This window comes from Erysipelatoclostridium sp. MSK.23.31 (assembly GCF_019125875.1).
In the GTDB taxonomy this organism is placed as follows: domain Bacteria; phylum Bacillota_I; class Bacilli_A; order Erysipelotrichales; family Coprobacillaceae; genus Thomasclavelia; species Thomasclavelia ramosa.
Genome location: NZ_JAHOCB010000043.1, coordinates 1 through 25,322, shown reverse-complemented (window position 1 = coordinate 25,322; position 25,322 = coordinate 1). Strand labels below are relative to the sequence as shown.

Genomic DNA, 25,322 nt, shown 5'->3' with positions numbered 1-25,322 from the left:
AAAAAATCACTTGGGAATGGTTTTAGTTTTTTGTGTAACATTTTATTTCCTCCTTGTTTTTACGGCTTTATTATACCTTAAAGTAATAAAGATTTACTAAGTGTAAGGGTAATACATATTGGCTAAATATAACCTTTAAAAATGAAAAATATGCATTTTATTCTAATAATTGCTTTATTTTATAAACTAGAGAAAAATTTTTTTATCTTGGACTAATGTGATGAATTTGTTATAATTGTAATCGTAAGAGATTTTTGTATATTTCTTTATCAAAAGTATATTATCATGGAGAGCAAGAAAGTTATTATTAATTTAAATTAATGTAGCTTAAATTGGACATTTTTTTAATTTATCATAGTCTGATATGGTCTGCAAAAATATGGCATGATAGAGTATAGTAAAATGGTAGAATAAAGAAAAAGGGAGAATTAACATGGAAAGTTTAGAAAACATAGCCGAGAGAATTAGTACGACTAAGAAGTCCTTAGAAGAGCACCCAAGACAAAATCTAGAAATTGCAATTAAGGAATTATTGGAAATTAGCAAAGAGCTGGATCTGGTAAAGAAATCGATTAAATAAAATTACTAAACGGTTAATAGAAAAGAGCAGGATATTTAATTATTTTGCTCTTTTTTTATTTAAATATTTGGATTGAAGAATTAAAGTATTTTTATTTCCACTAGATTAGACAAAAAAGTAATGCAATATATGGTTAAGTATAGTAGTAATGTTTTATTTAACTGACATAATAAATTATTTAGAGCATATATATGTGTTAGTTATTGTGATTTAGATAGTATCAAAGCATGAGTGAATGGCAATACTAGGAGGTATGGTTGAATGTTACTTAAACCATTAATATTAGGTGTATCAATAGATTTCGGATTGTTATCAATTGCTTTAACATTAAGATTTATAATTTATCCACTATATCAGTCTTGGATTAGTCAAAAAAATCTGGTTAATGAAAAAACAATTGTAGAGGATTTAGAAAAAACGATTGAGATACGAATTGAAGAAATTGATGGATCTGATCACTATAAACAATATTTAAAGATTTGAAAGGAGTTTTAGTATGTGTAGTTTACAGGTTGACAGCCAATATTTTGATAAAATCTGTAACGGTGTGATTAACCATTTAGTTGTTTGTAAAGAAGAGGGAATTGAGCAGGGGGATTGTGTTTCTTTACGAAAACTAGGAAAAACAAATATCAGTTGTGTAGTAAAAGTTGAGTATGTTGATTGTGAAGGCTCAGGTGTAGATGAAAATTATTGTATTCTTGGAGTTAAAAGAATATAAAAAGCCCTTATTGCAGGGCTTCCCATTCTTCCATTAAAGTATTTAACTGATTTTCTAATTCGGAAATTTCATCATTGATCTGATTATATTTCTGATAATCATTTAGAACTTCTTCACTATGAAGCTGTTCAGTTAAAGTGTTGATCTTGGTTTCTAGTATAGAAATATTAGTTTCTATCTTTTTTATTTTATTTTGCTGTTTACGATAAAGAGCATTTTGCTGTTTCATATCAAGATAATCAACATTTTCTTTTTTGAGCGGCTTAGCAACGCTTTTATGATTTAAATAAGTATCGTAATTACCATCGTAACTGATGGCTTTTGTGCTCGTTAATTCGATCACACGAGTTGCTACTTTATTAATGAAATAGCGGTCATGGCTAATAAAGAAGATTGTTCCTTCAAATTGGTTTAAGGCATCTTCAAGAACTTCTTTAGAAGCAATGTCTAAGTGGTTGGTTGGTTCGTCTAAAATTAAAAGATTTGCTTGTTTTAATAATATTTCAGTAAGTACAACACGTCCTTTTTCACCACCAGAAAGTAAAGAGATTTCTTTAAAAACATCATCGCCTTTGAAGTTAAATAAGGCAAGACTGTTGCGAATCTCAGTATTAGTCATCTTAGGAAAATTATCACTAATTTCATTAAAAATAGTTTTATCCATTGCTAGTGTGCTATGTTCTTGATCATAGTAAGCAAGGTCTACTTTACTACCAAATTTAATTTTACCTTGATAAGCATTTAGCTGATCGAGGATAGTTTTAAAAAGAGTTGTTTTACCCACACCGTTATCCCCGACAAGAGCAATACGCTCTTGTTTTTTTATATCGATATCAATGTTTTTAAATAAAATTTCATCAAATTTAACAGCTAGGTTCTCTATTTTTAAAACATCAAAACCGGACTCACGTTTTGGTTTAAAATTAATCGTGATTGTATCTGGCAAGTTCTCAGGCTTGTCAATACGTTCAATTTTAGCTAACTGCTTTTCTTTAGATTCGGCTCGTTTAACTTGTTTTTCACGGTTATATGATTTTAGTGTATCGATACTCTCTTGAATTCTTTTAATTTCTTTTTGTTGATTTAAATAATGTTTTAAATCAACAGCTCTTTGCTTTTTCTTTAAAATTGAATATTCGTTATATTTACATTTATAGCTTTTGGATTTTCCATTTTCGACTTCTACAATTTTATTAGAAACTTGATCAATAAAGTAACGATCATGGCTGACTGTGATGATTGCATGAGGATAATTTTTTAAATATCCTTCTAAGAAATTAATAGCACTATTATCTAAATGGTTAGTAGGTTCGTCAAGTAACAATAGCTTTGGTTTTTGAAGCAGCATTTTAGCAAGAGCTAAACGTGTTTTTTGACCACCAGATAGCATTGAAACTTTTAAATTGAATTCTTCTTCGCTAAAGCCCAGTCCCTTTAAAACGCCGGTTAATTTACTGGGATAACTATATCCATCTTTATCATGAAATGATTGAGTTAGACGATCATATTCATTTAAAATACGTTCACTATGATCAGTTGTCATTTCATTCTCTAATTGACGTAGTCTATTTTCAATTGTGATCAATGGTGCAAAAACATCAAGGCCAACATCGTAAACTGTTTTATCCATCGCTAAGTCATGCTGTTGTTTTAAATAACCTAGTGTTAATTCTTTATTACAAAAAAGGTCACCGCTATCATAGTTTTCTTCGCCCGCAATAATTTTTAGAATAGTAGTTTTACCAGCACCATTAACTCCGATAATTGCGACTTTATCATGATCATCAATTTTAAAGGTTATATCTTTTAATAAGGGAATCCCTTGAAATGATTTTGTTATATTTGAACATTCTATTAACATATTTTATCACCCAATGTATTCTAACATATTTTCATTGATATTTATAGTAAGGCTTTTGTTTTAAGAAGAAAAGTAGATATTTTATTTTAGGAATTCACAAATTTATTATTAAAAAAGTGTAATTAAAAATTACTCGATTAAATCAAGTAAATAATAGATTTTTATTAAAGTGTTTTATTTTTAGTACATCTTGTGGTAAAATTTGCTCCAAAGGGTTGTAATCAAGATTGTTTTTTTGTATAATTGTATGCAATATAAGAATAATGGGGGTATATCGTGATGGGTATGAATTTAGCATACAAAATTTTAAGTAGTAAACTTAAAGATGGAAATCTTGTTCCAGGAGAACAAATTGGAATTCAAATTGATCAAACACTAACACAAGATTCAACAGGGACAATGGCTTATCTTCAACTAGAAGCAATGAATATTAAACATGTTGCAGTAGAGAAAGCAGTGGCATATATTGATCACAACATGTTACAAACAGGATTTGAAAATATGGATGATCATGAATTTATCCGCAGTGTGGCTAAAAAGCATGGGATTGTTTTTTCAAAACCAGGTAATGGAGTTTGTCATCAATTACAATTAGAAAACTTCTCAAAACCAGGAAAGACTCTAGTTGGATCAGATTCACATACACCAACTTGTGGAGCAATGGGTATGATTGCTATTGGGGCAGGGGGATTAGATGTCGCAGTAGCGATGGCAACAGGTAAATATTACTTACAATGTCCTAGTGTTGTTAAAGTTAATTTGACTGGAAAAAAAGCACCATGGGTAAGTGCAAAAGACATTATTTTATATATTCTTCAGCAATTAACGGTTAAGGGTGGCGTTAATAAGATTATTGAATATACGGGAGATGGAGTTGCTTCATTATCATTGACTGATCGTGCTACGATTTGTAATATGGGGGCTGAATTGGGAGCCACTACATCAGTTTTCCCGACCGATGAAAGAACAAAAGAATATTTAGCACAACAAGGGCGAGTAGATGATTACATTGAAATGAAAGCTGATGAAGATGCTACATATGATCAAGAATTAGATGTTGATTTAAGTGCATTAGTGCCAATGACTGCTAAGCCTCATAGTCCAGATGCGGTAGTACCAGTAAAAGAACTTGAAGGAATGAAAGTAAATCAAGTTGTGATAGGAAGTTGTACTAACTCATCTTTTGCTGACATGATGAAGGCAGCTAAGATTTTAAAAGGACGCAAAGTTGCGGATCATGTTTCTTTAGTTATTGCGCCAGGATCAAGTTCAATTCTTGCGATGCTTTCACAAAATGGAGCATTAGCTGATATGGTTCAAGCTGGAGCAAGGATTCTTGAATGTGGTTGTGGACCATGTATTGGAATGGGTCAAGCACCGCTCTCAAAAGGGATTTCATTAAGAACGATTAATCGTAATTTCAAGGGACGTTCAGGAACAAATGATGCAAGCGTATACTTAGTATCACCGGAAATTGCGGCATTGAGCGCAATTAAAGGGTACATGTCAGAAGAATTTGAAGATGATATGTATTTAGAAGAGGTGCCAAATACCCCATTTATTAAAAATGGAAATTTCTTCATTGATGAATATGACGAAAATAATGAAGTATATATGGGACCTAATATTAAACCGGTTCCACGTGGAGAAAAAATTACAGATGAAATTAGTGGAAAAGTTGTTTTAAAAGTTGGTGATAATATTTCGACAGATCATATTGTTCCTTCAGATAGCAAATTATTGCCATATCGTTCAAATGTGCCACATTTAGCAAAATTTTCATTCAGTAAAGTAGATCCTGAATTCTATGATCGTGCAATTGCTAATAATGGGGGATTCATCGTTGGTGGTGATAATTATGGTCAAGGAAGTTCCCGTGAACATGCGGCTTTAGTACCAAACTATTTAAAGATTAAAGCAATCTTTGCAGTATCATTTGCGAGAATTCATCGTTCCAATTTAATTAATAATGGTATTTTACCTTTAGTTATTGAAGCTAAAGACCAAGATTTCTTCAATGACCAAGATAGTTATAAAATCGTTAATATCAAAGATGTTGTTGAACATAATGGTAAAGTAAAAGTAATTAATGAAACTACTAATGATTCAATCGAGGCTGAATTAACATTATCACCTCGTGAAAAAGTAATGATTAATTACGGTGGTTTATTAAATGCAATTAAAGAATTGGGAGGTGAATTTTAATGAAAGCTGTTTTAATCCCTGGTGATGGAATTGGAAAAGAAATATCAAAGAGTGTCGTTGATATCACTAAAGCGATGAAGCTTGACATTGAATGGGTGGAATATCAGGCTGGTGCTGAATATGCAGCTACAACGAAAGAAGTTTTTGAACCAGGACTTGTTGATGCTATTAAAGAATATAAATGGGCTTTAAAAGGTCCGACAGCAACGCCGATTGGAACGGGATTTAGAAGTGTCAATGTTGCCTTGCGACAACAGTTTGCAACTTATGCTAATGTTCGTCCAATCAAATCATTTAAAGGAATCAATTCTCGTTATGAAGACATTGATCTGGTTATGATTCGTGAAAATACCGAAGATTTATATAAAGGGATTGAGTATATGATCAATCCAAATATGGCAAATGGAATTAAATTAATTACTCGTGAAGCGAGTGAAAAGATTTGTCGTTATGCTTTTGAATATGCTAAGAACAATAGACGTAAAAAAGTAACAGCAGTTCATAAAGCGAATATTATGAAATATACAGATGGATTATTTTTAGAAGCGTTTAGAGATGTGGCTAAAGATTATCCAGATATTGAGCCACAAGAGGTTATTGTTGATAACATGTGTATGCAATTAGTAATTCGTCCAGAAACTTTTGATGTTTTAGTTGCACCAAATTTATATGGTGATATTGTTTCTGATTTATGTGCTGGATTAGTTGGCGGTCTAGGATTTGCACCAAGTGGGAATATTGGTGATGAATTTAGAATTTATGAAGCTGTTCATGGAAGTGCACCAGATATTGCTGGTAAGGGTATCGCTAATCCGAGTGCATTATTATTAGCATTTGCATTAATGTTAGAGGCATTAGGGAAATTAGATGATGCTAATAAATTGCGTGAGGCTTTAGCAGCTGTAGTTGAAGAAGGAACTATTGTAACACCTGATATTGGGGGTAGTGCTTCAACAGACGAGTTCACCGCAGCCATCATCAGAAAGTTAGGTTAAACAATGACAAAGAATTTATTAGAAAATACCGGACATGGGTCGCTTGGAAATAAAATTTTCACCGTTTTGCGTGATAAAATCTTAAATGAGGAATATACTCAAGGACAAAAATTAAATGAAGTTGCTTTGTCTAAAGAGTTGAATATTTCTAGAACTCCAATTCGTGAGGCTCTAAAACAGTTGGAATTAGAAGGTTTGGTTAAAAGTATTCCTAATAAAGGAGTTTATGTACTAGGGTTTTCTCATCGTGATATCGATGATATGTTGGAAATTCGTTATGCTTTAGAAGGGCTAGCAATCCAATTAGCAATTGAGCGAATTAATGATGAGGAACTTGAAAAGATAAAAGAAGTGTATGATTTAATGGAATTTTATGCTGAAAAAGGTGATCAAGAGAAGTTTAATGAAATTAATATTGCTTTTCATGAGGCTATTTATCGTTGTACCCAATCAAAGTATTTTGAGCAATTATTAACAGATATTAATTATTATATTCATGTAACTTCAAGGCATTCAATTCGTCAACCGGATCGTTTAATTTCAGCAGCACAGGAGCATCGAGAAATTTATGAGGCAATTTTAGCTCGTGATAAGGATTTAGCTAAAGAAAAAATTCAAAATCATATTCGTAAAACACAAGTGCTGGTAAGAAATTACTATGAAAAAAAGCAACAGGATAAGGCCTAAGGGCCTTTTTTAATTAGTCAAAAAAGGTTTTATCAAGTATAATAAATAAATGAGGTGTAAAGATGAAAATAGGTATACTAGATGATGAGCGGTCAATGCTACTTAGAATCAGAGGGTATGTAGAGGAGGCTAGAATTAAGGAACCATATACAGTTGAACTTTTTCAAGATGTTGAAGAGTTTTTTAATTGTGGTAAAAACTTTGATATTCTTTTATTAGATATCGATATGCCAACAATGAGTGGAATACAGGTAGCAAAAAAATTATTGAAACAAAATACGATCATAATATACATAACTAATTATGAAAATAAAATGCAGGAGGCGTTTGATATTAATGTAGCAGGATATTTACTTAAATCAGAATTAGAAACAAAGTTAACGCCAACCTTGCTTAAAGCGATAAATCGTAGACAACAAAATGATGATATCTGGATCAAGAAAAAGGGAGAGATTTTTCATTTTCGAAGTAGAAATATTATTTATATCGAATCAGTAAAAAGATACTTACATTTTTATACTAATGATAATAATTTCTATATTCCTTATATGACGCTTGAAGAAGTTAATCAGTATTTACCAGATAATTTTGTCCAAATAAATAAAAGTCAGATAATCAATATTAATATGGTTGTTTCGATGAATGGATATATTTTAAAATTAAAAGGTATTGATGAATCGCTAGAAATTAGTAGAAGAAGAAAAAAAGATGTATTTAATCTTTTAATGCAGGAGATCAAAGAGTGATGATTAATTTTTTTATTGAGTATTTATATACATTGATATATGTTGTTGCTTTAAGTTATGTTATTTCATTAACCTATCCATATATTCGTAAAGAAAACATGCTTAGAAATATTATGGTTATATTAAGTTATACGTTTGTTTTGAATATTGTTACGTATACTTCACCACATAATGGCTGGTTATATGTAATTGGTAATTTAATGTGTATTAGTTTGGATTTTATTTATTGTGGGGTATTGGTTAAGAGATTTAGGCTTAATAATTTGTTTATCACTACAATTTATTATTCAATTCAAATTATTGTCGGCTCAGTTATGATTGCAGTGGCGCTAGAAATTTTTGACAATACATATTTGGATATCGTATGGGGGAGTATGCGAGTTGTTTTTCCTTTAGGAAACTATATATCATCAGCATTGATATGCAAATATGCGGTTCAAAAACGTGATTTTGTGGAACATCAGTTACCTAAAAAATTTTTATATTCGTTTTGTTTGATCAATATTGTTGAAGTGATTATTGTACTGATTTTAAACGTATTATCAGTTGAACAGGGGGATATTTATATCTTTTTTATATTGATCTTAGCAGGTGTTCAAATGATTTTGGTAAATAATTATATCATCAATTCTTCCCGTATGTATTTACGTAATAAGGAGTTAGAGTTAGCAAATTATTCATATGCTACAACTCGCCGTCATATTAGTGAATTAGAAAAAGAACAAGAACGTCTTTATAAGTTTAAGCATGACATTAATAATCATTTACAAGTCCTAGAAGAAGTAGTCGAAACAGAATCAGTCGCTAACCAATATTTAAAAGCAATTAAAGAAGATTTAAATGCTCCAGTTAAATTGATACGTACGGGAAATATTTTTGTAGATGCTTGTTTAAATGCGAAGATTCGCAATAACGATGAAGTTAATTATGTTGTAGATGCAGTGATTGATCGCAATGTTAATATTGCTCAAGACAAATTATGTTCTCTATTATTTAATCTGATAGATAATGCTACTGAAGCTGCTTTAAAAACAGCGGAGAAGATAGTTGAAATCAAAATTTTTAGTAAAGGCAATATGCTTTTGATCAGCATAATAAATTCGACTAATAGACCTCTTAATTATGAAAGTAAAAAAGGAAGAGATCATGGAAAAGGATTAATAATCATTAAAGAGGTTGTAGAAACCTATCATGGAACAATGGAATATTTCTATGAAAATAACAAGGTGCATTGCGATATTTTACTGAATGTTGATAATTAAAAAGCCGTTTATGTCATAATATTGACCGTTAGTGTAGAAAAAAAGGATAAAACCGCAAGCTGTTAAGTTGTGTAGTATAATAGATTATGGGAGAGATGTAATAATAATAAAATAAAAAGTATTGTCTTTCTATACATAATCTCCAAGTTATAATATTACTACATGGCCGCAAGTAATATTTATAGCTATTTCTCACAAACGTCTATTGGATAGAAGTTTGAATTAATAATCTAATCTCTTTTTTTAAAGCTTTGTGCTATTGTCCGGCACAAAGTTTTAATTTTTTTAGAAGTATTTAATAACAAAATAGGACCGGTTAGTACATTGAAAATATTTTTAGGAAGATTTAATAGTATAATGGACATGGAGGATAGATATGAAACGTTTTTGTGAAAAAATAAGCATATTTTTATTAGATGTTGATAATGTGACTGAGGATGAAATTGATGAAGTAAGATTTGGTATTGAACTCATTTTGACTCAAATGATTTTATTTTTTTTGTTGTTAGCAATCGGCATTTTTAGAAATATGGTACTAGAAACAATAATATTTATTATTGCATTAGTTGGATTACGGACATTTGTAGACGGTTATCATGCTGATAGTTTTTATCGCTGTATGTTTTTAACGACTTTGTTATATCTTGGTACGCTCTATTTTGCGGATTTTGAAAATAGCTATCTTCTAATTATGGCAATACTTATTGCTGCTAAAGCATTTATGTGGCAAGAAAATCATGAAGCACGGAATGTGAAAATAAGTAAATTAATTTTTTGGGGATGTCTGGCTGTGATTGGATTAATTTATCCTATAGAACCACGACTAAGCATGATAATTGGTTTTACTTTATTTTTTACAGGTGTAAGTATGGAGGTGAAAAAACATGGCTATAAAGAAAAAAGTAGTTTCATTAGTGAAAAAAGTATCTAAAAAATATGCAGATAATTATTCACCGGGTGGGATGTACAAACCAACAAGAAATAAGAAATAACAAAATAAAAGATGCTTTTCCATTTGGTAAAGCATCTTTTATTATACCATTGCGTAATTTAATGAATTATTGGTAGGATATTGTGCTGGATTTTCAGTACCATTTAGAGCTTCTAAACGTACTTTCATTGGTACCTTATTATTAAATCTTTCGTTATTGTAGAAGTCAATATGAGTTTCAATTGCTTTTTTTAATTCATTGAAAGAATTAAATTTGTTAAGATAATACATCTCACTTTTAATAATTCTCCAAAATCTTTTAGCAGAACCGTTATCGATACATTTTCCAACTCTTGACATACTTTGAGTAATATTAGCTTCCTTCAACTTTTTTAAGATAATATTTTTTTCTTTAAGTTCAGATTGGTGTTTTAAACGTTCGTTTTCATATTGTAATTTTTCTAACTCATTTAATTGTGATTCCTCTTTGCGCTTACCTCTACTGTCTTTTAGACCTTCTTCACCTAATTCTAAATATTTCTTTACCCATTGATATACTTGTGAGTAAGAAACCTCAAAAAGTTCAGCTGCTGATTTATATTCTTTCTCATAATCTAAATAATATTATACAATTTTAATTATTTCTTCTAATGTTGCTTTTTTTGATTTGGTCATGTAGACATCTCCTTTAGGATCATAATCTGTTAATTTTTAGTGACTATTATAACTGGTAGCCCAACTTCATAAAGATGAAGAAGAATGAGTATTGTATTTATTGCTTAAATCTCTCAAAGAATCTTTACTATTTAAATGCTCTTGAATTATTATTTGTTTTATTTCTTTAATTCTGTTCTTATACTCTAAAACTGCTTGTATCTTTTTTTATTGTATATTACGTGCCATAAGAAAAGATCCCTCTTTTCATGGACAACTTTATTTAAGTTGTCTATTTTAGAGAGATCATATCAAATTCACGAATTTTTTATTTAGTCTAAATCTCTAGCGATTTCATCTTTTACTGTAACACCAGCTGCTTCTAATTCAGCGATCTTATCAGCAAATTGTGGTAAGTGTTTTTTATGAGCAATTAATAATTCATCTAAAACACGTTTAGCATTTTCACCAGAAGGAATTTGTGGATTTAAGATAAATGCTTGTAAAGCTAATCCATAATCACCAGTTACAGCAGCTTCTTCAACACATAATTCCATATTTTTCATGCATTGTAACCAACCACGTTGAGCAGGTTCTAATGGTCCAAAAGCGATAGCTAAAGCTCCAGCTGAACCGATATGAGCAGATACTTCTACAGCACAATCAGCAGGAAGATCAGGTACAGCACCATTGTTTTTAGTAGTTACAACAAGGTGAGTATTTTTATTAGCATAGATTGATGCGATAGTTTCACATGCAGCATCTGAATAGTGAGTACCACCACGTTTAGTTAATTGTTCAGGTTTGTAATTTAAATTTGGATCTTTATATAATTCAAATAATTCTGCTTCAGTTTGTTTTACTTGTTGTCCACGAGTTCCAATTCCATTATATTCTTCAAGCCCATGAGCTAACATTTCTTGTTGACGATAGTAATATCTATGATATCCACAAGGAATTAAATTCATTTGTTTTAATTGTTCTTTAAAGAATGGGATATCATGAATATTTGCAGGAATACCAGAATCTTTACCTTCATACATTGCATCAATGATTTTTCCAGTTACATCTGTACCGTCTAAATCAAAAACGCGGTGCCAGTGGAAATGGTTTAATCCAGCAAATTTATAAATTAATTTATCTAAAGTTGTTCCGATTGTTTCTGGTTCAGCCATCATAGCCCCAACTGGTACGTTACATAAACCAATTACACGATCCCATTTACCATATTTCATAACTGCCTCAGTAACCATACCACTAGGATTTGTGAAGTTTACTAACCATGCATTTGGACATAATTCTTTCATGTCTTCAACAATGCTAAGGATTACAGGAATTGTTCTAAATGCCTTGAAGATTCCTCCAGCTCCATTTGTTTCTTGTCCTAACATACCATAAGAGAATGGAATTCTTTCATCTTTAATACGAGCGTTTAATAAACCAACTCTGAATTGAGTAGTAACGAAATCAGCATCTTTTAAAGCTTCACGACGATCTAAAGTTAAATGTACTTTAACATCGTAAGGAGAAGCGTCCCACATACGTTGTGCCATAGCACCAACGATTTCTAGTTTTTCTTTACCAGCTTCAATATCTACTAACCAAATTTCTTTGATTGGAAGTTCATCATATCTTTTAATAAATCCTTCCATTAATTCAGGAGTATAACTACTACCTCCACCAATTGTTACAATTTTTACAGGTTTCTTTTCCATCTTATTTCCTCCGTATATTTATTTTACACATAAAGCATACACGTTTATTCAAATAAATGTTTTGTTTTTTCAAGACTTGAAAGAAAAAATATAAAATACGTACGAAATTTGACATTTTTCGTACGTATTTATACTATAAATAATATATATTAGTAACAAACTAGTAACAGTAAAAAATTATTTTTTTCATATTTGTTACTAATTATTTTTCTAACTTAATTTTTTGCACTTCATCAAACAGTTTATTTAAAATTGTATGAGTATATACATCATCAGTAATATCTTTGGATTTATGACCTACGATTCTTTTTCTTGAAAAATCATCCATATTATATAATTTAGCAAGAGTATTAAATGTATGACGAGTATCGTATGGAGTATGTGTGAAGTTTAATTGTTCCATTAAGTTATTAAAAATATTTTTTCTGAATTCAATATACTGATTGTTACTGTCATTCATAAACAGATACATATTGTTTTCATTAATTAATTCCAATATGAAGGGTTTTATCAAATCATGAATAGGAATGTTCCTATTTCTTCCAGCTTCAGTTTTACTACCAGTATTTATGTATGAAATTATCTTTTCATTTCCGTCATCATTACATTTTACATCTATATAAATATTTTCCCTTGTTAATTTAAATAATTCGATAGGACGTGTTCCGGTGAAAATGTAGATTAATACAATTTTAGATTCTCTAGTATTGTGTTTGAATAGTTTTCTTATTTCTTCAATAGTAAATGGATGGTGTTTACTATCCGTTTCGTTATCTGTTTTGATTTTAAGATAGCTTGAAAAATCTTCATTAGGTTTAACGTATTTACGTATTACTGCATATTCAAAAATCTGTTTACATATTACTTTCATATGAGCTAAGGTACCGCTTTTTCTTCCTCGTTCTTTTAATTCATCAAGAACGAATTGCATATCATCAAATTCTATATCACATATAGGTAGTTCATGAATAGAATCAAAGTTATTAAACCAGCTACGCTTTTGACCTCTAGATTTCAGTTTAGAAAATTCTTCTTCGTCTAAAATATCATAGATTTCCTTGAATGTTGGAATTGATTTAGAAATAGATATTGTAGTTTTTGGTTTGACAGTATTTATGGGATTGCTTTGGAAAATATATAATTCTAATTTATTTGAGATCTGTTTATAAATATCCCCGTAACGTTTTTCTGCTTCTTTTGCGCTTAGTTTATCATCATACCTGAGTTTAGCTATCTCAAGAGCTGTAAAAGCATCATCAGGATCACTAAAAGCATTTAGTGGTTTTTGCTCACCGTTAAAAGACACACAAGGAAGATAAGGACAGCTACGTCTGCCTGATAAGGTTTTGACAGTACCGTAGCCATTTGGTCTACGTTTTAATCTTACCATTTCATTTTACTCCTTTATTTGTTATAATAGGAGCATAATAAAAATATCTTTCGGTTGATAGCTTTTATTATGCTCAGAGGTATTGCAGTACCTCGTGAACCATCCCATTGCAGTGGGGTGGTTTTTTATGATGGTTATGGTTTCCATCTATGTCCGCAATTCATACAGACGTTGTATATTTTTTTACTTGTGACTGCACCAACAGCTCCAGCGAGCGGATTTATAGCTAACCCGACTAGACCACGCTTAACACTTAATTTCTTATTTGTGGTTGTTATCGAGGTACTTCCACATTTCGGACAACAAACAATACCATTTTTTTTGTTTTGTTTAATACGTTGCTTTTTTGATAATGGTTTTTCGGCTTTAGAGTTACTAACAGTATTATTTATTGTTGGAGAAGTATAAGAAACCGGCTCATAGGAATTTAGATCAAAAGAAGCTTTAATAGAAGTTGTCTCTTCGTCATCAACCATTGGAGCAAATGCGCTTTCTAGAATTTCCTTTGCATCATCAATATCTATGCCTGTTAATTCAACTAATTTTTTAGCACAACCATTTTTTAAAAATATACCATCACATGTATGTTTTGCTATAAGTTCATCAATATCAACTCCCATGAATAGATTAGATTTCTTTTCTTGCCCTATATTTATTGTAGTTACTTCCTTTTTTTCTTCTATACGCTCTCTTATTGTTTTTGTAAACCATTCTTTATGAGTAGAGGTGATTTTTCTTATATATCTAGAATTACTGAAAAAACCAATTTTTTTTCGCATTTTTTCATTAATGAACATATCCACGTCATATGTGGTGAAATTATTGTTTTCATCATTTAAATCAATGTGTTTATAAATTATATTTTCATTAATATTAAATGGTTTGTCATTTTTTTCTAATAAATCTTTTATTCTTGTCAAAGTATTATCTTCTATTAAGGGGTCTAAAGAAATGAGCATTTCTCTTTTTTCGATTGAACAATCAAAAACTATGTAAGGCATCCCAACTGCACCTTTATAATTACAAAAAGTTTTTAATACTCTACATAATGGAATTTGAATAAAATCAAATTCTTTTTTGTTATCGATGAATAATGTAAATATTTTATCATTTGTTATTACTATCGGTTTATTGCTAAAATAACAAAAACATATTTCTTCTTTAGAAAAATATATCTTACCTTTATTAAAAATGTTGTTTAACTCGTTTATCGCTTCAGAATTAATGTTTTCACTTGTGAATGTTTTGAATTGTAATTCTTTATTCATTTTATTTCTTTCCCTTAGTCAAATTCTTTTATTACTTTTCTTAGCTTCCCTAAAATTCTAAAATTAGTGTTTTCTAAATCTACAACAATAGGGTCGTAATTCTGATTGGCTGGTATCAGCTGTATATACGATGAACCACGTTTGAAACGTTTACAAGTAGCCATGCTTTCATCTATACAAAAGCATCCTATTTTGTTGTCATCAATTGTACTTACTTTCTCAAACACAATAATATCCCCGTCATCAATTCCAGCATTTATCATGCTGTCACCTTTTGCACGTTGAGCGAAATATTCACTTTTAGGATTTAAATTATCATTGGGTACAGCTACGTAGTCGACTATATTATCATCGACAAATGCACCATTGCCACATGATATATCGCCATACAATGGTACTTTAATAAACGAAATGTTTGTTGCGCTGTATATGACTTCATCCTCGCAAATGAGTTGTGCGTCATTAACCATGTGTTCTGTTTCGGTATATATTTTATTATTCCAGCCCATTAGATATGCTGGAGTTGTGTTTAAACCTTTAGCAATAATATTTAATCTATCTATTGGTACTTTTGCATCTTCTTTTGTCATATACCTTTGTAAGGTTGATTTAGATAAATTAGTGCGTTTACTTAATTCACCGTATGAAATATCTCTTTCATTCATTATTTTTAAAATTTTATCTCGTATTTCTTTTTCCATTTTTCCACCTCCTTGTTATATTTAAATTATAACATTTTGTACCATTTTTGCAACGAATGATTACATAATAATTAAATTTCGTTCCATAAATGGGTTGACATTGTTTTAGTGTTGTTGTATGATTTAATCGTCCCAAAATTAAAACGGAAGAAAGGAGCTAGGATAAATGATTGATAAAAAAGAAATGTTGAAAATTTTTGTTGATGCTAATATGACGCAGAAAAAGTTAGCAAAATTACTTGGAAAATCTCCAACAACCATTAATAAATGGTTGAATAATAAGTCTTTTCCTTCGACACAAGAAGTTAATGAAATTTGTAGAGTTTTAGAAATTACTGATGACAAAATGAAGGCAAAAATTTTTTTAAACTAATCGTACCAATTTTAGGACGGAATAATATGGGGCAAATAAAACACAAAGGAGGTAACGTATGAACGAATTACAAGAATTTGATTTTAAAGGTTTAAAAGTAAGAACGCAAAATCAAAACGATGAAGTTTGGTTTTGTTTAAAAGATGTATGCAAAATCTTAGAAATTTCAAACAGTAGAAAAGTAGTTGAAAGATTAAATTCAAAGGGGGTAACTACTAGTGACACCCTTACAAAAGGCGGTATCCAAAAACTAACATACATAAATGAAAGTAACCTATATAAAGTTATTTTTCAATCAAGAAAACCACAAGCAGAACAATTTACTGAATGGGTTACATCAGAAGTATTACCAACATTGAGGAGAACTGGTACATATTCTATTCAGCACGATCCAATGCAAGCATTAAGGCTAATGTTTGAAGCAACAGAACAAATTGAAGCACGTGTAACTCAATTAGAATCGGTACAAACGATTTCTCAAAATGAATATTCAGAGATTGGTACTAGAATACAAAAACGTATTAACAATGTTATCAAAGACGAAGGGTTAATTGTGCGTGGTAATCAGCGCAGAAAATTATTTAATGAATTTAATCACGAAGTATTACTTGTCGGTGGTGTAAAACATAGGAATCAAATTTTAAAGAAAGATTATTACAAAATTTTAGATTTCATCAATGATTGGCAGCCATCAAGAGCGACTATTATCGGTGTCTTAGGGTATGAACAACAAGATTTTAAATTTTAAGAAAGGGATAAAAAAAATGTTAGACATAGAACAACTTAAATTAATATTTATCGGTCGAAAAGAAACATACATTTATACACGGATAAGAGAAATTAAGTACAAGTATAACTTGAACTATGACGGAGCAGAGCTACCTATTGATGTAGTCATGAAAGAATTGGGATTAAGTCGTCAAACTATTTATGATTTACTAGGAATAAAAACATATCATAACAATTCGATAGTTGAGTTATTGCAAGATATTTGTAAATATCAAGAAAAGATTTTGGAATGCTGGCAACAAATTGTAATTTCCAAAGAGGAATAGGCAATGCTTGGTTATAACGAATTAAAAATGCTTTTTCCTAATCGTTCTAAGGATTACATATACAAACTTATTAGAAAGTTAAAGGAAAAATATAACTGCAATTATACTCAGAGCGTAATATCAGCTGACATTGTATCTAAAGAATTCAATATTGAAATAGATACGATAATAAAAATAGTGTCACCGACTGCAATCGGTGACACACAACACACATAAAAATTATAGCGCAAAAATGGAGAAAATACAATGAGATTTAGAAGTCGTGGAATATTAACAGTACTTGCAGTGGTTCTTATTATAGCAAGTCTAGTAGTTAGCGTTATTGGAAACGTATGTACACGAGTAGATGCTGAATTCAAAGAAGTATATCCCACTGAAGTACAAGAAGCTTCTGCTTATGGATTGCAAGAGATACCCGCTTGAAGATCACTAGGTATTTACAAAATTACTAACTACTGTAGCTGTTATGAATGTAACGGACAGTGGACGGGATATTTAACCCGTTCAGGTACAAATTATGTAGAGGGTAGAACGGTAGGGGTAGATACAAATTATATTCCCCTAGGTTCAAAGATAATGATTGACGGTCACATTTACACTGCTGAAGATACCGGTTCGTTTAGAGGAAAGGTAATTGATGTATATGTAAGCGACCATAGTAAATTTGATAGGAAATACGAAGAAGTTTATATACTGGAGGAATAAAAAAATGAAAAAAGAAGATTTAAAAGTATGTGATGTGGTTGAGCTGAAAAATGGTGAAGTCAAAATTATGTTACATGGAATTTTTGAAGATAATGTTGTCGCTTTCATGGATATAAAGAACGGAAGATATGTTTCTTTCGGGGAATACAATGATGATTTATTTCATAAGGAACATCAAAATTTTGATATTATGAAAGTTAAACATTTTGAGTATTCAGGCGATGCGTTTAGAGCGTTAGGAATGATTAAAAATCGTTCTGCTTATCCTTTTGCTTGGGACTGGGAACGCGGTCTTGAATATTACAATGGGAAACTTGTTTGTGTAGAAAGTTTATCATCAGTTTATATGACGAAAGGAAAAATCTATAAGTCAAAAAACGGGAAAATTTACGATGATGAAGGTGATTTATGGAGAATGGGAATTAAAAATTTAGAACATCTTCATAATACCACTTCTTGTAGATTCATCGAACTTGTGGAGGATTAATATGACTGAATCAAAGGAAAAGTTGTTCAATCTTGAACGTCAGCTTTTTGAGTTAGAAATGAAAGATCATTGGGACAATGCGGATTTTGATTTATCAAGAGAATTAAGAGAAGAAATAAAAAATGTTAAGGAGGAAATGAAACAGTGGGATTAGCGGTACTTGTGTTAGGAAGTTCAGGAAGTGGAAAATCAACTTCCCTAAGAAATTTTGAGAAATCAGAGGTAATGGTATTGAATGTTGCTGGAAAAGCATTGCCATTTAGAAAGAAACTGAACAGTTTGGATTTAAGAAAACATCATGGTAGTGAAAGGTATGATGCAATAAAACAAGTAATGTCCAAATTTCAAAATCAATGCAAAACATTTGTTATTGATGATAGCCAATATTTGATGTCATTTCAAATGTTTGATAAGGCTAAAGAAGTGGGCTATGGAAAGTTTACAGATATTGCAGTCGAATTTAAAAATCTTTTGGATTTTATATCAGGTTTAAATGATGATGTGACTGTATATTTATTACACCATACTGAAAGAACTGAAGACGGGCATATAAAAGCTAAGACATCAGGAAAAATGATTGATAGTCAATTAACAATGGAAGGTTTATTCACTATCGTAATAATGGCTAAAAATGACGATGGGGTTTATAAATTTTTAACTCGGAGTGATGGTTTGAATCCAGTCAAGACCCCAATGGAGATGTTTGACAGCGACGAGATCGAAAACGATTTAAAAATTGTTGATAAAACAATCAGAGAATACTATGAAATGGAGGCTATGAGCTAATGAAACTATACGAAATTAATCAAGAGATTAATTCACTTGTAGACGAAGAAACTGGCGAGATTACCGATATTGCAAGATTTCAAGAGTTGCAGTTAGCTGAAAATGATAAGTTAGAAGCTATTGCGGTAGTGTTAAAAAACAATGACGTTGATGTTAATGCATTAAAAGAAGAAGCTAAGGTTCTATTGGATAGAGCTAAAGCGATTGAAAATAGAAATGAAAATACAAAAGCGTTCTTAGCAAAATATATGCTTGAACACGGTATTAAGAAAATCGAAACACCTAAATGTGTATTGCGGTTTACTAAATCATCATCAGTTGTCATTGATGATGAAATTGAGTTTGTCAATAAGTACAAAGATACTGATTTAGTCAAAGAAGAAATTAAATTTAAAATTGACAAAAAAGCAACTAAGAATTTTTTAAAAAACAATATGACATTATATGCCCATGTTGAAGAAAAACAAAATTTACAAATCAAGTAAGGAGATAAATAAATATGAAACAAATCAATAACTGGAATGAAATTAAAGAAGCGGGAGAATTTGAAAGTTTGCCAGCCAATGGATATGTAGCTGTAATCAAAAATGTAGAGGATGATGCGGTCAAAGAATGTTTAAAAATTAGTTTTGATATTGCTGAGGGGGAGTTCAAGGATTATTACCTTGAACTGTATAAAACAATGAATTTCTGGGGTGGTTCTTTCTATAGATCGTACAAAGAAAAGGCACAGTCATTTTTTAAAGGATTTATTACTGCGGTTGAAGAATCAAATCCAACATTTAAATGGGACTGGAATGAACAAAAGTTAAAGGGACAGCGCATCGGTGTTGTACTTCGTGAAGAAGAATATATCCCACAACAAGGTCCTAATGCTGGAAAGGTTAAGACAAGATTAATTGTTGATGAAGTAAGAAGTGCAGATAAAATCCGAAAAGGTGATTTTAAAATTAAGGAAAAGAAATTATTAGAAACTAACACTAACAACCCTTTTAACAGTACAGCTACACCCGACTTGAAATTATACGATATTCAATTTTAACAATGATTCAGCTTAGAGATTATCAAGAAACTGTTTATCAGGATACTATAAAAGCCATAAATAAAGGTTCTAAAGGTATCCTGATACAGTTACCTTGCCGTAGTGGTAAAAGTTATGTAATGGCTAAGTTCGTTGAAACTTGCAAAGGCAATAGTTTAATCCTAGCGCATAGAAATGAGCTCCTTAGTCAGCACAAAGAACTGATTGATAGTCTAGGGTTGTTAAATAAATGTAGATTAGCAAGTGTATTTACAGAAGTAAACCACCTAGGGGAACATGAAAAACCTACGGTTATTTTGATAGACGAATGTCACTTGAGTGAAGCAAGCAGTTATAAAAAAATAGCCGAGTTTTATGGTTGTATAATAATTGGCTTTAGCGCAACACCTACTAGATTAAATGGAGATAAATTGACATTGTACGATACATTGATTAATGGTGTATCAGTTAAATATTTAATAAAACAAGGTGCTATAGCAGATTTTGAGTATTACGCTCCTGACATAGCATTGGATTTAACTGATATCGATACATTAGGTGGTGACTATAACGGTAAGCAACTTAATGATCTTATGTTTAACAGTGCAATTTATGGTGATGTGATAGACAGTTATAAAAAATTAGGCGATGGCAGACAAGCGATTGCTTACTGTGCTGGTGTTAATCATTCTAAAAAAGTATGTGAAGAGTTTAACTCAGCTGGTATAAAAGCTGTACATATTGATGGTTCGATGAATAAAACTGAACGTAAAAAAATAATGGATTTATATCGTTCAGGTTATTATACAGTTCTATGTAATGCAAATATTATAAGTGAGGGTATTACACTGCCTAATGCATCTATAGGACTGCTGCTAAGACCTACACAGAGTTTAGCATTATATATTCAGCAGAGTATGAGAGTTTTAACCCCTGATGGTAATGGAAAAAAAGCAGTTATTATTGACTGTGTTGGTAATTATCAAAGACATGGTCTTCCCGATGAGAATAGAGAATGGACTTTGGAGGGTGTTAAACGTAAACATAAAACAAATAATGATGATGGTAGTTTTACAATCAGAAACTGTCCTAACTGTTTCAGGATTTTTAAAACTGCAAATAAATGTCCTTACTGTGGACACGAGTTTGAGGTTAAGGGTCGTGAATTGCAGTGTATGGAAGAAGTTCGTTTACGAAAAATTAGCGAACAAGAAAAAATAGCTATAGCTGAACATAAGAGAAAACAAAGAATGGAAGTCGGAATGGCTAAAACAAAAGAAGATTTAATAAAAATAGCAAGAGAACGAGGGTATAAGCCCGGATGGATATTCGTTACTGCTAAAAGAAAAGGAATAAAATTATAGAAAAGGAGTAAGAGTTGTGCGCACATAAAACTCGAGTTACTCCATATTATAAATGAAAGATAATTATTTAATAAGACAAGGTGATTGTATGGAATTAATGAAAAAAATTCCCGATAAATCAATTGATTTGATAGTTACAGATCCACCCTATGAAATTGTAACAAGTGGGGGAGGACTGTATACACATAAAGATAAGCAGTATGTTAAAGAGCTGAATTTTATTAAAAATGGATATAATGAAGAAATTTTAGATGAAATGATTCGAATTTTAAAAAAAGTAAATATATATATTTTTTGCAGTCAAAAGCAAATACATAAATTATTAGATTATTTTTTAAAGAATAAAAACAATATAGATCACATTCTATACAAAAGACAAATAAATTGGAATTTATTAACTTGGCATAAAACAAATCCTGTTCCAGCGTGTGGAAATAAATATCTAACGGATACTGAATATATTTTGTTTTTTAGAGAAAAAGGTGTAAAAATTTATGGCTCTTTTGACACAAAAAAAACGCACTATGAAACACCGTTGAATCAAAAGGATAAAAAATTATATAGGCATCCAACTTGTAAACCTGTGGATATTTTAAAAAATTTTATTGTTAATAGTACCAATGAAAATGATTCTGTTTTAGATCCATTTATGGGTAGTGGTTCTACTGGAGAAGCTTGTTTACTAACAAATAGAAAATTCATTGGCATTGAACTTGAAGAAAAATATTTCAACATATCAAAAGAAAGGCTAGAGAAAATAAAATTATGAAAGAGAAATTAAATATTTTAAAAACGGATGGTCGTTTATATGAAGTAGTGGAATTAATGAGCAAATTAGCAAAACAAAACGGGGACTATTATCGATTATATAAGAAAAACAATACATTGTTTTTTTATAACTTTGATGTAGGTATCTTGTATGAAGCTGAAAACGATATTTTAGACAGTACCGTTATTGATTGTGAAGATGGTGAATACAAGATTTACAAGGGCATTAAAACTGGATATCTGCTTACGAAAGAGAATGATTGCATCGGTAATTTAAACAGTCGAATTTTAAGCAAGGCAGTAAACGCGAAAGAATTATGTTACATAAATAAAAAAGACAGTTACATGATCCATGAGATTATGAATTCAGCTTTAGTTACTGATGACGATTTAGATTTAATAACTCTATTTGATAACTCTATACTTAAACTAAGTGATGATGGTAATAACTTTTTGATTAAAAACTATTATGAACAGCAGTATCCATTTCTTAAAACTACGACTTATATTGTTCTGGGATTGGAGTGGAGTCCTGATGAATAACATATGCAAGTGCTGTAAACACAATATAAAAAATAAGTGTACGATTAGTAGGTTGGAAATTCAACCTACTAAAAAGCACTGCAATAAATTTAGTAAGAGATATGAGCAAGAAAGTTTATTTGATGCAATTGGAAATAGAGGTGATCCATACAATGAAAGATATTAATATTGTTGACGAGTTTTTAAACAGTTATTACCGTTCGCCTACAAAGAAAGAGTTTATTCTGTTGGGCGGAGATATAAAAACTGTTGAAAAAAAGTTCAAAAGCTATCGTAATTTTTTGGACTACTATGGTTATGATGCTCCAACAAGAACAAAGACACTACAAGTGTTAGACGATAGAAATAATATTGTTTATGAAGGAACAACTAGAGATATTGCGGAAAAGTACGGCGTATATTATACGACTGTGTTAAAAGCAGTCAATCACGGGTTACGGCTAAAATGCTGTTATTCGGTACGAAACAAGGAGTTAAAATTATGAAATTAAAAATAAATGATAATTACATAATCACTTCAGACACACACTGCTATATATTAAATAAAATATTATTTAATAAAAAAACAAACGAAGAATATTTACAACCAATTAGTTTTTATAAATCACTTGATGATTTAACCCTAGGACTTATAAACCGAGAAATAAGAACGCACGATTTAGAGTGTGTTAATGAAATAATTAGCCATATATCCGCTATAAAGGATGAAATTCTATCAGAGGTAAGAAAGCATGAAAATCAATAGACGTATTTATGAAAATATGGTTGATGAAATTTATGATTCATTACTTGGTAAGGAGGGTGAATATATTATCTATGTTTCACGTGCTATGTATTCATATATTAAAATGATTCAATCTTACAAAATGATAGCAAATAACTATGTTCCCAGAATTCTGGGATTCCCACTATTGCTTAAAGAAGAATTGAATGGCAATGAATATGAGGTTGTTAGAAAATGACAGAAAAACAATATGAAGAATACAAAGAACGGTTAGACAAGATAAAACCTATTAAAGATTTAATGAAGTGGTGCGGAAAAAAATATCACGGTCCATATCTCGGTAGGTATTCCATTAGGATTTTTAAAACTAAACGTATGATTGGAATAGGTAGGGAAACGAGAGGTTGTATAGAGAGTACGAGTATAATTTTGCCAAAAGACTTGCACGATAGGATAACAGATACTATTGAACAATGGCTAGATGAAGAAATAACTAAATTAGAGGAGCTATAGAATGAAATGTAAATACTGTGGAGAAGAAATGCGTTTAGACGATATAGATTTTAATTTCAAGGGTAATAAAGATAACTACTGGATATGTGAACATTGCCATTCTAGTGCCATCGAGAAAATTAGATACGCTAAAACGGTACGTGTTGATTTTGAAAAAGGTGATGTAAATGTTAGGAAGAGTGAGTGTTAAGAAAGCTATGAATAATTATAAATTTAATAAATTTTATAAGCAAAGTGCATTCTATATTACACCTAGAAGCAGAAGAATAAAAAGTAAAAAAAGAGGTAACCGATGAATCCTGAAACAGTTATACAAAATAAGATTGAAGTTTCTATGTCTCAATTAGGTGCTATTCCTTACAGAATGCAAGTAGGAAATTTTTACACAAACAATATGACACCTATAAAAATAGGCATAGTAGGAACTCCTGATTTAATGATTATATGCCCCAATGGGATGACATTATGGTATGAAATTAAAACTAAGACTGGTAAAACTCGAAATGCTCAAGACAAATTCCACGAGGAGTTACGCAAGTTAGGACATCTTGTGTTTGTAGTTAGATCAGTCGAGCAAGCTGTACAAATTTATAATACATATGTCGGGAAAAATTAATCGTATTGAAGAAAGAAAATGTCCTATATGTGGTAAGACATACGTAAGCATCTACATGAAAGAATGGGCTTATAGAAGGGGCAATTATACATTCTGTAGCTACAGCTGTATGTCTAACTATCTTAATAATAAAAGGTATTGGAACAATAAATTTAAGGAGAACAAAAATAATGTTAAGGATAGAAAAGATTAAAGAAAAGATTAAAAATTTTGATACAGATGTTAATGCTGATGAGATTCTCTCTTGCTGGTTACATCGAATTACGACAAATTCCAGTGTTAACAAACACAATTGCAGTGGATTAGTATGTTCAGAATGTTTAAGACGGTCGTTGCTGGACTTATTAGAAGAATATAAAAAACCTGTTAAATTATCAAAATTTGAATATGAATATTTAAAGTTTGCTAAGGAAAATGAATATAACTTTATTGCAAGGGACAATGACGGCTGTGTGTATCTGTATACAAATATACCAACATTGAAAGGAACAATTTCTTGGGGTTACAATGGCGAATTTATGATTGTGTTTGATGAATTGTTTAAATTTGTTAAACGGGAAGATGAAGAACCTTATAACATCGATAAAATATTAAGTAATTGTGAGGTAGTGGAAGATGAATAGAGAAATAAAATTTAAAGCATATATAGAA

35 protein-coding genes and 1 pseudogene are annotated in these 25,322 nt (G+C 30.6%); 29 read left to right on the top strand and 7 right to left on the bottom strand.

Features of this window, described 5'->3' with window-relative positions; all coding sequences use genetic code 11:
- The first annotated feature begins 433 nt into the window (after window positions 1–433).
- The 3 genes from KSU54_RS15330 (at window position 434) to KSU54_RS15320 (ending at window position 1,301) form a co-directional block, all read left to right on the top strand.
- On the top strand, window positions 434–580 hold the full coding sequence (locus KSU54_RS15330) for a hypothetical protein (RefSeq protein ID WP_003539218.1): 147 nt from the start codon (window positions 434–436) through the stop codon (window positions 578–580).
- Window positions 581–841: 261 nt separating this feature from the next.
- Window positions 842–1,063, top strand: coding sequence for a hypothetical protein (locus KSU54_RS15325; RefSeq protein WP_003539217.1), 222 nt, complete (start codon window positions 842–844; stop codon window positions 1,061–1,063).
- 13 nt (window positions 1,064–1,076) lie between these two features.
- Window positions 1,077–1,301 carry a DUF3850 domain-containing protein gene (locus tag KSU54_RS15320; protein WP_003539216.1) on the top strand — a complete coding sequence of 75 codons (225 nt, stop codon included), beginning with the start codon at window positions 1,077–1,079 and terminating at the stop codon, window positions 1,299–1,301.
- A gap of 7 nt (window positions 1,302–1,308) precedes the next feature.
- Here KSU54_RS15320 and abc-f read toward each other — a convergent pair whose 3' ends face one another.
- Window positions 1,309–3,162 carry a ribosomal protection-like ABC-F family protein gene (gene abc-f / locus KSU54_RS15315; protein WP_117792498.1) on the bottom strand — a complete coding sequence of 618 codons (1,854 nt, stop codon included), beginning with the start codon at window positions 3,160–3,162 and terminating at the stop codon, window positions 1,309–1,311.
- A gap of 279 nt (window positions 3,163–3,441) precedes the next feature.
- Here abc-f and KSU54_RS15310 point away from each other — a divergent pair, with 279 nt between their 5' ends.
- From KSU54_RS15310 to KSU54_RS15285, 6 genes are all read left to right on the top strand, one after another.
- On the top strand, window positions 3,442–5,367 hold the full coding sequence (locus tag KSU54_RS15310) for an aconitate hydratase (protein ID WP_003539214.1): 1,926 nt from the start codon (window positions 3,442–3,444) through the stop codon (window positions 5,365–5,367).
- Window positions 5,367–6,362, top strand: a complete 996-nt coding sequence (locus tag KSU54_RS15305; RefSeq protein ID WP_003539212.1) for an isocitrate/isopropylmalate dehydrogenase family protein — start codon at window positions 5,367–5,369, stop codon at window positions 6,360–6,362. The genes KSU54_RS15310 and KSU54_RS15305 overlap by 1 nt, the downstream gene beginning before the upstream one ends.
- A gap of 3 nt (window positions 6,363–6,365) precedes the next feature.
- Complete coding sequence (locus KSU54_RS15300) at window positions 6,366–7,049, top strand: GntR family transcriptional regulator (RefSeq protein ID WP_003539210.1); 684 nt, start codon at window positions 6,366–6,368, stop codon at window positions 7,047–7,049.
- Between the two features lie 62 nt (window positions 7,050–7,111).
- Window positions 7,112–7,795, top strand: a complete 684-nt coding sequence (locus KSU54_RS15295; protein WP_003539209.1) for a LytR/AlgR family response regulator transcription factor — start codon at window positions 7,112–7,114, stop codon at window positions 7,793–7,795.
- Window positions 7,795–9,057 carry a sensor histidine kinase gene (locus KSU54_RS15290; protein WP_003539208.1) on the top strand — a complete coding sequence of 421 codons (1,263 nt, stop codon included), beginning with the start codon at window positions 7,795–7,797 and terminating at the stop codon, window positions 9,055–9,057. Before KSU54_RS15295 ends, KSU54_RS15290 begins: the two co-directional genes overlap by 1 nt.
- A gap of 376 nt (window positions 9,058–9,433) precedes the next feature.
- The gene (locus KSU54_RS15285; RefSeq protein WP_003539206.1) at window positions 9,434–9,988 is read left to right on the top strand and encodes an accessory gene regulator B family protein; all 555 of its coding nucleotides are present in this window, start codon (window positions 9,434–9,436) and stop codon (window positions 9,986–9,988) included.
- Window positions 9,989–10,090: 102 nt separating this feature from the next.
- On the opposite strand, the gene KSU54_RS15280 is transcribed toward KSU54_RS15285, so the two are convergent.
- From KSU54_RS15280 to KSU54_RS15255, 6 genes and pseudogenes are all read right to left on the bottom strand, one after another.
- Window positions 10,091–10,375: an integrase core domain-containing protein gene (locus KSU54_RS15280; protein WP_003539204.1), complete on the bottom strand. Its 285-nt coding sequence runs from the start codon at window positions 10,373–10,375 to the stop codon at window positions 10,091–10,093.
- Between the two features lie 51 nt (window positions 10,376–10,426).
- Window positions 10,427–10,594: pseudogene (locus tag KSU54_RS19525) on the bottom strand (helix-turn-helix domain-containing protein); the annotation flags it as partial.
- 380 nt (window positions 10,595–10,974) lie between these two features.
- The gene (locus tag KSU54_RS15270; protein ID WP_003539203.1) at window positions 10,975–12,357 is read right to left on the bottom strand and encodes a 6-phospho-beta-glucosidase; all 1,383 of its coding nucleotides are present in this window, start codon (window positions 12,355–12,357) and stop codon (window positions 10,975–10,977) included.
- A 202-nt stretch (window positions 12,358–12,559) separates the two neighbouring features.
- Entirely contained in the window at window positions 12,560–13,747 is a 1,188-nt protein-coding gene (locus KSU54_RS15265) for a tyrosine-type recombinase/integrase (protein ID WP_217746678.1), read from the bottom strand.
- 134 nt (window positions 13,748–13,881) lie between these two features.
- Entirely contained in the window at window positions 13,882–15,015 is a 1,134-nt protein-coding gene (locus KSU54_RS15260) for a hypothetical protein (RefSeq protein WP_217746677.1), read from the bottom strand.
- Between the two features lie 14 nt (window positions 15,016–15,029).
- Entirely contained in the window at window positions 15,030–15,716 is a 687-nt protein-coding gene (locus KSU54_RS15255) for a LexA family protein (protein WP_217746676.1), read from the bottom strand.
- Window positions 15,717–15,882: 166 nt separating this feature from the next.
- Here KSU54_RS15255 and KSU54_RS15250 point away from each other — a divergent pair, with 166 nt between their 5' ends.
- From KSU54_RS15250 to KSU54_RS15155, 20 genes are all read left to right on the top strand, one after another.
- The gene (locus KSU54_RS15250; protein WP_217746675.1) at window positions 15,883–16,089 is read left to right on the top strand and encodes a helix-turn-helix domain-containing protein; all 207 of its coding nucleotides are present in this window, start codon (window positions 15,883–15,885) and stop codon (window positions 16,087–16,089) included.
- Window positions 16,090–16,147: 58 nt separating this feature from the next.
- Window positions 16,148–16,837 (top strand): BRO family protein, encoded by a 690-nt coding sequence (locus tag KSU54_RS15245; RefSeq protein WP_217746674.1) that lies wholly within the window; start codon window positions 16,148–16,150, stop codon window positions 16,835–16,837.
- A gap of 16 nt (window positions 16,838–16,853) precedes the next feature.
- Window positions 16,854–17,144, top strand: coding sequence for a hypothetical protein (locus KSU54_RS15240; RefSeq protein WP_217746673.1), 291 nt, complete (start codon window positions 16,854–16,856; stop codon window positions 17,142–17,144).
- A gap of 246 nt (window positions 17,145–17,390) precedes the next feature.
- A complete protein-coding gene (locus KSU54_RS15235; RefSeq protein WP_158550384.1) occupies window positions 17,391–17,567 on the top strand; it encodes a hypothetical protein in 177 nt (58 codons plus the stop codon).
- Window positions 17,568–17,579: 12 nt separating this feature from the next.
- Window positions 17,580–17,849 (top strand): 3D domain-containing protein, encoded by a 270-nt coding sequence (locus KSU54_RS19330; RefSeq protein WP_117798522.1) that lies wholly within the window; start codon window positions 17,580–17,582, stop codon window positions 17,847–17,849.
- 4 nt (window positions 17,850–17,853) lie between these two features.
- Window positions 17,854–18,336: a hypothetical protein gene (locus KSU54_RS15225; RefSeq protein ID WP_117798524.1), complete on the top strand. Its 483-nt coding sequence runs from the start codon at window positions 17,854–17,856 to the stop codon at window positions 18,334–18,336.
- A gap of 1 nt (window position 18,337) precedes the next feature.
- Window positions 18,338–18,490, top strand: coding sequence for a hypothetical protein (locus KSU54_RS15220; RefSeq protein WP_158550382.1), 153 nt, complete (start codon window positions 18,338–18,340; stop codon window positions 18,488–18,490).
- Window positions 18,481–19,122: an AAA family ATPase gene (locus KSU54_RS15215; RefSeq protein ID WP_117798526.1), complete on the top strand. Its 642-nt coding sequence runs from the start codon at window positions 18,481–18,483 to the stop codon at window positions 19,120–19,122. The genes KSU54_RS15220 and KSU54_RS15215 overlap by 10 nt, the downstream gene beginning before the upstream one ends.
- Window positions 19,122–19,607: a siphovirus Gp157 family protein gene (locus KSU54_RS15210; RefSeq protein ID WP_117798528.1), complete on the top strand. Its 486-nt coding sequence runs from the start codon at window positions 19,122–19,124 to the stop codon at window positions 19,605–19,607. Before KSU54_RS15215 ends, KSU54_RS15210 begins: the two co-directional genes overlap by 1 nt.
- A 14-nt stretch (window positions 19,608–19,621) precedes the next feature.
- Window positions 19,622–20,164, top strand: a complete 543-nt coding sequence (locus KSU54_RS15205) for a hypothetical protein (protein WP_117798530.1) — start codon at window positions 19,622–19,624, stop codon at window positions 20,162–20,164.
- A 2-nt stretch (window positions 20,165–20,166) separates the two neighbouring features.
- Window positions 20,167–21,507, top strand: coding sequence for a DEAD/DEAH box helicase (locus KSU54_RS15200; RefSeq protein ID WP_217746672.1), 1,341 nt, complete (start codon window positions 20,167–20,169; stop codon window positions 21,505–21,507).
- Window positions 21,508–21,595: 88 nt separating this feature from the next.
- A complete protein-coding gene (locus tag KSU54_RS15195) occupies window positions 21,596–22,276 on the top strand; it encodes a DNA-methyltransferase (RefSeq protein WP_217746671.1) in 681 nt (226 codons plus the stop codon).
- On the top strand, window positions 22,273–22,818 hold the full coding sequence (locus tag KSU54_RS15190; RefSeq protein WP_217746670.1) for a hypothetical protein: 546 nt from the start codon (window positions 22,273–22,275) through the stop codon (window positions 22,816–22,818). The genes KSU54_RS15195 and KSU54_RS15190 overlap by 4 nt, the downstream gene beginning before the upstream one ends.
- Window positions 22,819–22,919: 101 nt before the next feature.
- On the top strand, window positions 22,920–23,303 hold the full coding sequence (locus KSU54_RS15185; RefSeq protein WP_217746669.1) for a hypothetical protein: 384 nt from the start codon (window positions 22,920–22,922) through the stop codon (window positions 23,301–23,303).
- Window positions 23,300–23,563: a DUF5405 family protein gene (locus tag KSU54_RS15180; RefSeq protein WP_217746668.1), complete on the top strand. Its 264-nt coding sequence runs from the start codon at window positions 23,300–23,302 to the stop codon at window positions 23,561–23,563. Before KSU54_RS15185 ends, KSU54_RS15180 begins: the two co-directional genes overlap by 4 nt.
- Complete coding sequence (locus KSU54_RS15175) at window positions 23,550–23,780, top strand: hypothetical protein (RefSeq protein WP_217746667.1); 231 nt, start codon at window positions 23,550–23,552, stop codon at window positions 23,778–23,780. Before KSU54_RS15180 ends, KSU54_RS15175 begins: the two co-directional genes overlap by 14 nt.
- On the top strand, window positions 23,777–24,055 hold the full coding sequence (locus KSU54_RS15170) for a hypothetical protein (protein ID WP_217746666.1): 279 nt from the start codon (window positions 23,777–23,779) through the stop codon (window positions 24,053–24,055). Before KSU54_RS15175 ends, KSU54_RS15170 begins: the two co-directional genes overlap by 4 nt.
- Window position 24,056: 1 nt before the next feature.
- A complete protein-coding gene (locus KSU54_RS15165; RefSeq protein WP_117561845.1) occupies window positions 24,057–24,245 on the top strand; it encodes a hypothetical protein in 189 nt (62 codons plus the stop codon).
- A 102-nt stretch (window positions 24,246–24,347) separates the two neighbouring features.
- Complete coding sequence (locus tag KSU54_RS15160) at window positions 24,348–24,671, top strand: VRR-NUC domain-containing protein (protein WP_117561843.1); 324 nt, start codon at window positions 24,348–24,350, stop codon at window positions 24,669–24,671.
- Between the two features lie 170 nt (window positions 24,672–24,841).
- Window positions 24,842–25,294 carry a hypothetical protein gene (locus KSU54_RS15155; RefSeq protein ID WP_217746665.1) on the top strand — a complete coding sequence of 151 codons (453 nt, stop codon included), beginning with the start codon at window positions 24,842–24,844 and terminating at the stop codon, window positions 25,292–25,294.
- Window positions 25,295–25,322 lie beyond the last annotated feature (28 nt).

Bases quoted from the DNA above. Each gene is read 5' to 3' on its own strand.
- KSU54_RS15330 (WP_003539218.1), top strand. From the start codon at position 434: ATGGAAAGTTTAGAAAACATAGCCGAGAGAATTAGTACGACTAAGAAG.
- KSU54_RS15325 (WP_003539217.1), top strand. From the start codon at position 842: ATGTTACTTAAACCATTAATATTAGGTGTATCAATAGATTTCGGATTG.
- KSU54_RS15320 (WP_003539216.1), top strand. From the start codon at position 1,077: ATGTGTAGTTTACAGGTTGACAGCCAATATTTTGATAAAATCTGTAAC.
- abc-f (WP_117792498.1), bottom strand. From the start codon at position 3,162: ATGTTAATAGAATGTTCAAATATAACAAAATCATTTCAAGGGATTCCC.
- KSU54_RS15310 (WP_003539214.1), top strand. From the start codon at position 3,442: ATGGGTATGAATTTAGCATACAAAATTTTAAGTAGTAAACTTAAAGAT.
- KSU54_RS15305 (WP_003539212.1), top strand. From the start codon at position 5,367: ATGAAAGCTGTTTTAATCCCTGGTGATGGAATTGGAAAAGAAATATCA.
- KSU54_RS15300 (WP_003539210.1), top strand. From the start codon at position 6,366: ATGACAAAGAATTTATTAGAAAATACCGGACATGGGTCGCTTGGAAAT.
- KSU54_RS15295 (WP_003539209.1), top strand. From the start codon at position 7,112: ATGAAAATAGGTATACTAGATGATGAGCGGTCAATGCTACTTAGAATC.
- KSU54_RS15290 (WP_003539208.1), top strand. From the start codon at position 7,795: ATGATTAATTTTTTTATTGAGTATTTATATACATTGATATATGTTGTT.
- KSU54_RS15285 (WP_003539206.1), top strand. From the start codon at position 9,434: ATGAAACGTTTTTGTGAAAAAATAAGCATATTTTTATTAGATGTTGAT.
- KSU54_RS15270 (WP_003539203.1), bottom strand. From the start codon at position 12,357: ATGGAAAAGAAACCTGTAAAAATTGTAACAATTGGTGGAGGTAGTAGT.
- KSU54_RS15265 (WP_217746678.1), bottom strand. From the start codon at position 13,747: ATGGTAAGATTAAAACGTAGACCAAATGGCTACGGTACTGTCAAAACC.
- KSU54_RS15260 (WP_217746677.1), bottom strand. From the start codon at position 15,015: ATGAATAAAGAATTACAATTCAAAACATTCACAAGTGAAAACATTAAT.
- KSU54_RS15255 (WP_217746676.1), bottom strand. From the start codon at position 15,716: ATGGAAAAAGAAATACGAGATAAAATTTTAAAAATAATGAATGAAAGA.
- KSU54_RS15250 (WP_217746675.1), top strand. From the start codon at position 15,883: ATGATTGATAAAAAAGAAATGTTGAAAATTTTTGTTGATGCTAATATG.
- KSU54_RS15245 (WP_217746674.1), top strand. From the start codon at position 16,148: ATGAACGAATTACAAGAATTTGATTTTAAAGGTTTAAAAGTAAGAACG.
- KSU54_RS15240 (WP_217746673.1), top strand. From the start codon at position 16,854: ATGTTAGACATAGAACAACTTAAATTAATATTTATCGGTCGAAAAGAA.
- KSU54_RS15235 (WP_158550384.1), top strand. From the start codon at position 17,391: ATGAGATTTAGAAGTCGTGGAATATTAACAGTACTTGCAGTGGTTCTT.
- KSU54_RS15225 (WP_117798524.1), top strand. From the start codon at position 17,854: ATGAAAAAAGAAGATTTAAAAGTATGTGATGTGGTTGAGCTGAAAAAT.
- KSU54_RS15220 (WP_158550382.1), top strand. From the start codon at position 18,338: ATGACTGAATCAAAGGAAAAGTTGTTCAATCTTGAACGTCAGCTTTTT.
- KSU54_RS15210 (WP_117798528.1), top strand. From the start codon at position 19,122: ATGAAACTATACGAAATTAATCAAGAGATTAATTCACTTGTAGACGAA.
- KSU54_RS15205 (WP_117798530.1), top strand. From the start codon at position 19,622: ATGAAACAAATCAATAACTGGAATGAAATTAAAGAAGCGGGAGAATTT.
- KSU54_RS15200 (WP_217746672.1), top strand. From the start codon at position 20,167: ATGATTCAGCTTAGAGATTATCAAGAAACTGTTTATCAGGATACTATA.
- KSU54_RS15195 (WP_217746671.1), top strand. From the start codon at position 21,596: ATGGAATTAATGAAAAAAATTCCCGATAAATCAATTGATTTGATAGTT.
- KSU54_RS15190 (WP_217746670.1), top strand. From the start codon at position 22,273: ATGAAAGAGAAATTAAATATTTTAAAAACGGATGGTCGTTTATATGAA.
- KSU54_RS15185 (WP_217746669.1), top strand. From the start codon at position 22,920: ATGAGCAAGAAAGTTTATTTGATGCAATTGGAAATAGAGGTGATCCAT.
- KSU54_RS15180 (WP_217746668.1), top strand. From the start codon at position 23,300: ATGAAATTAAAAATAAATGATAATTACATAATCACTTCAGACACACAC.
- KSU54_RS15175 (WP_217746667.1), top strand. From the start codon at position 23,550: ATGAAAATCAATAGACGTATTTATGAAAATATGGTTGATGAAATTTAT.
- KSU54_RS15170 (WP_217746666.1), top strand. From the start codon at position 23,777: ATGACAGAAAAACAATATGAAGAATACAAAGAACGGTTAGACAAGATA.
- KSU54_RS15165 (WP_117561845.1), top strand. From the start codon at position 24,057: ATGAAATGTAAATACTGTGGAGAAGAAATGCGTTTAGACGATATAGAT.
- KSU54_RS15160 (WP_117561843.1), top strand. From the start codon at position 24,348: ATGAATCCTGAAACAGTTATACAAAATAAGATTGAAGTTTCTATGTCT.
- KSU54_RS15155 (WP_217746665.1), top strand. From the start codon at position 24,842: ATGTTAAGGATAGAAAAGATTAAAGAAAAGATTAAAAATTTTGATACA.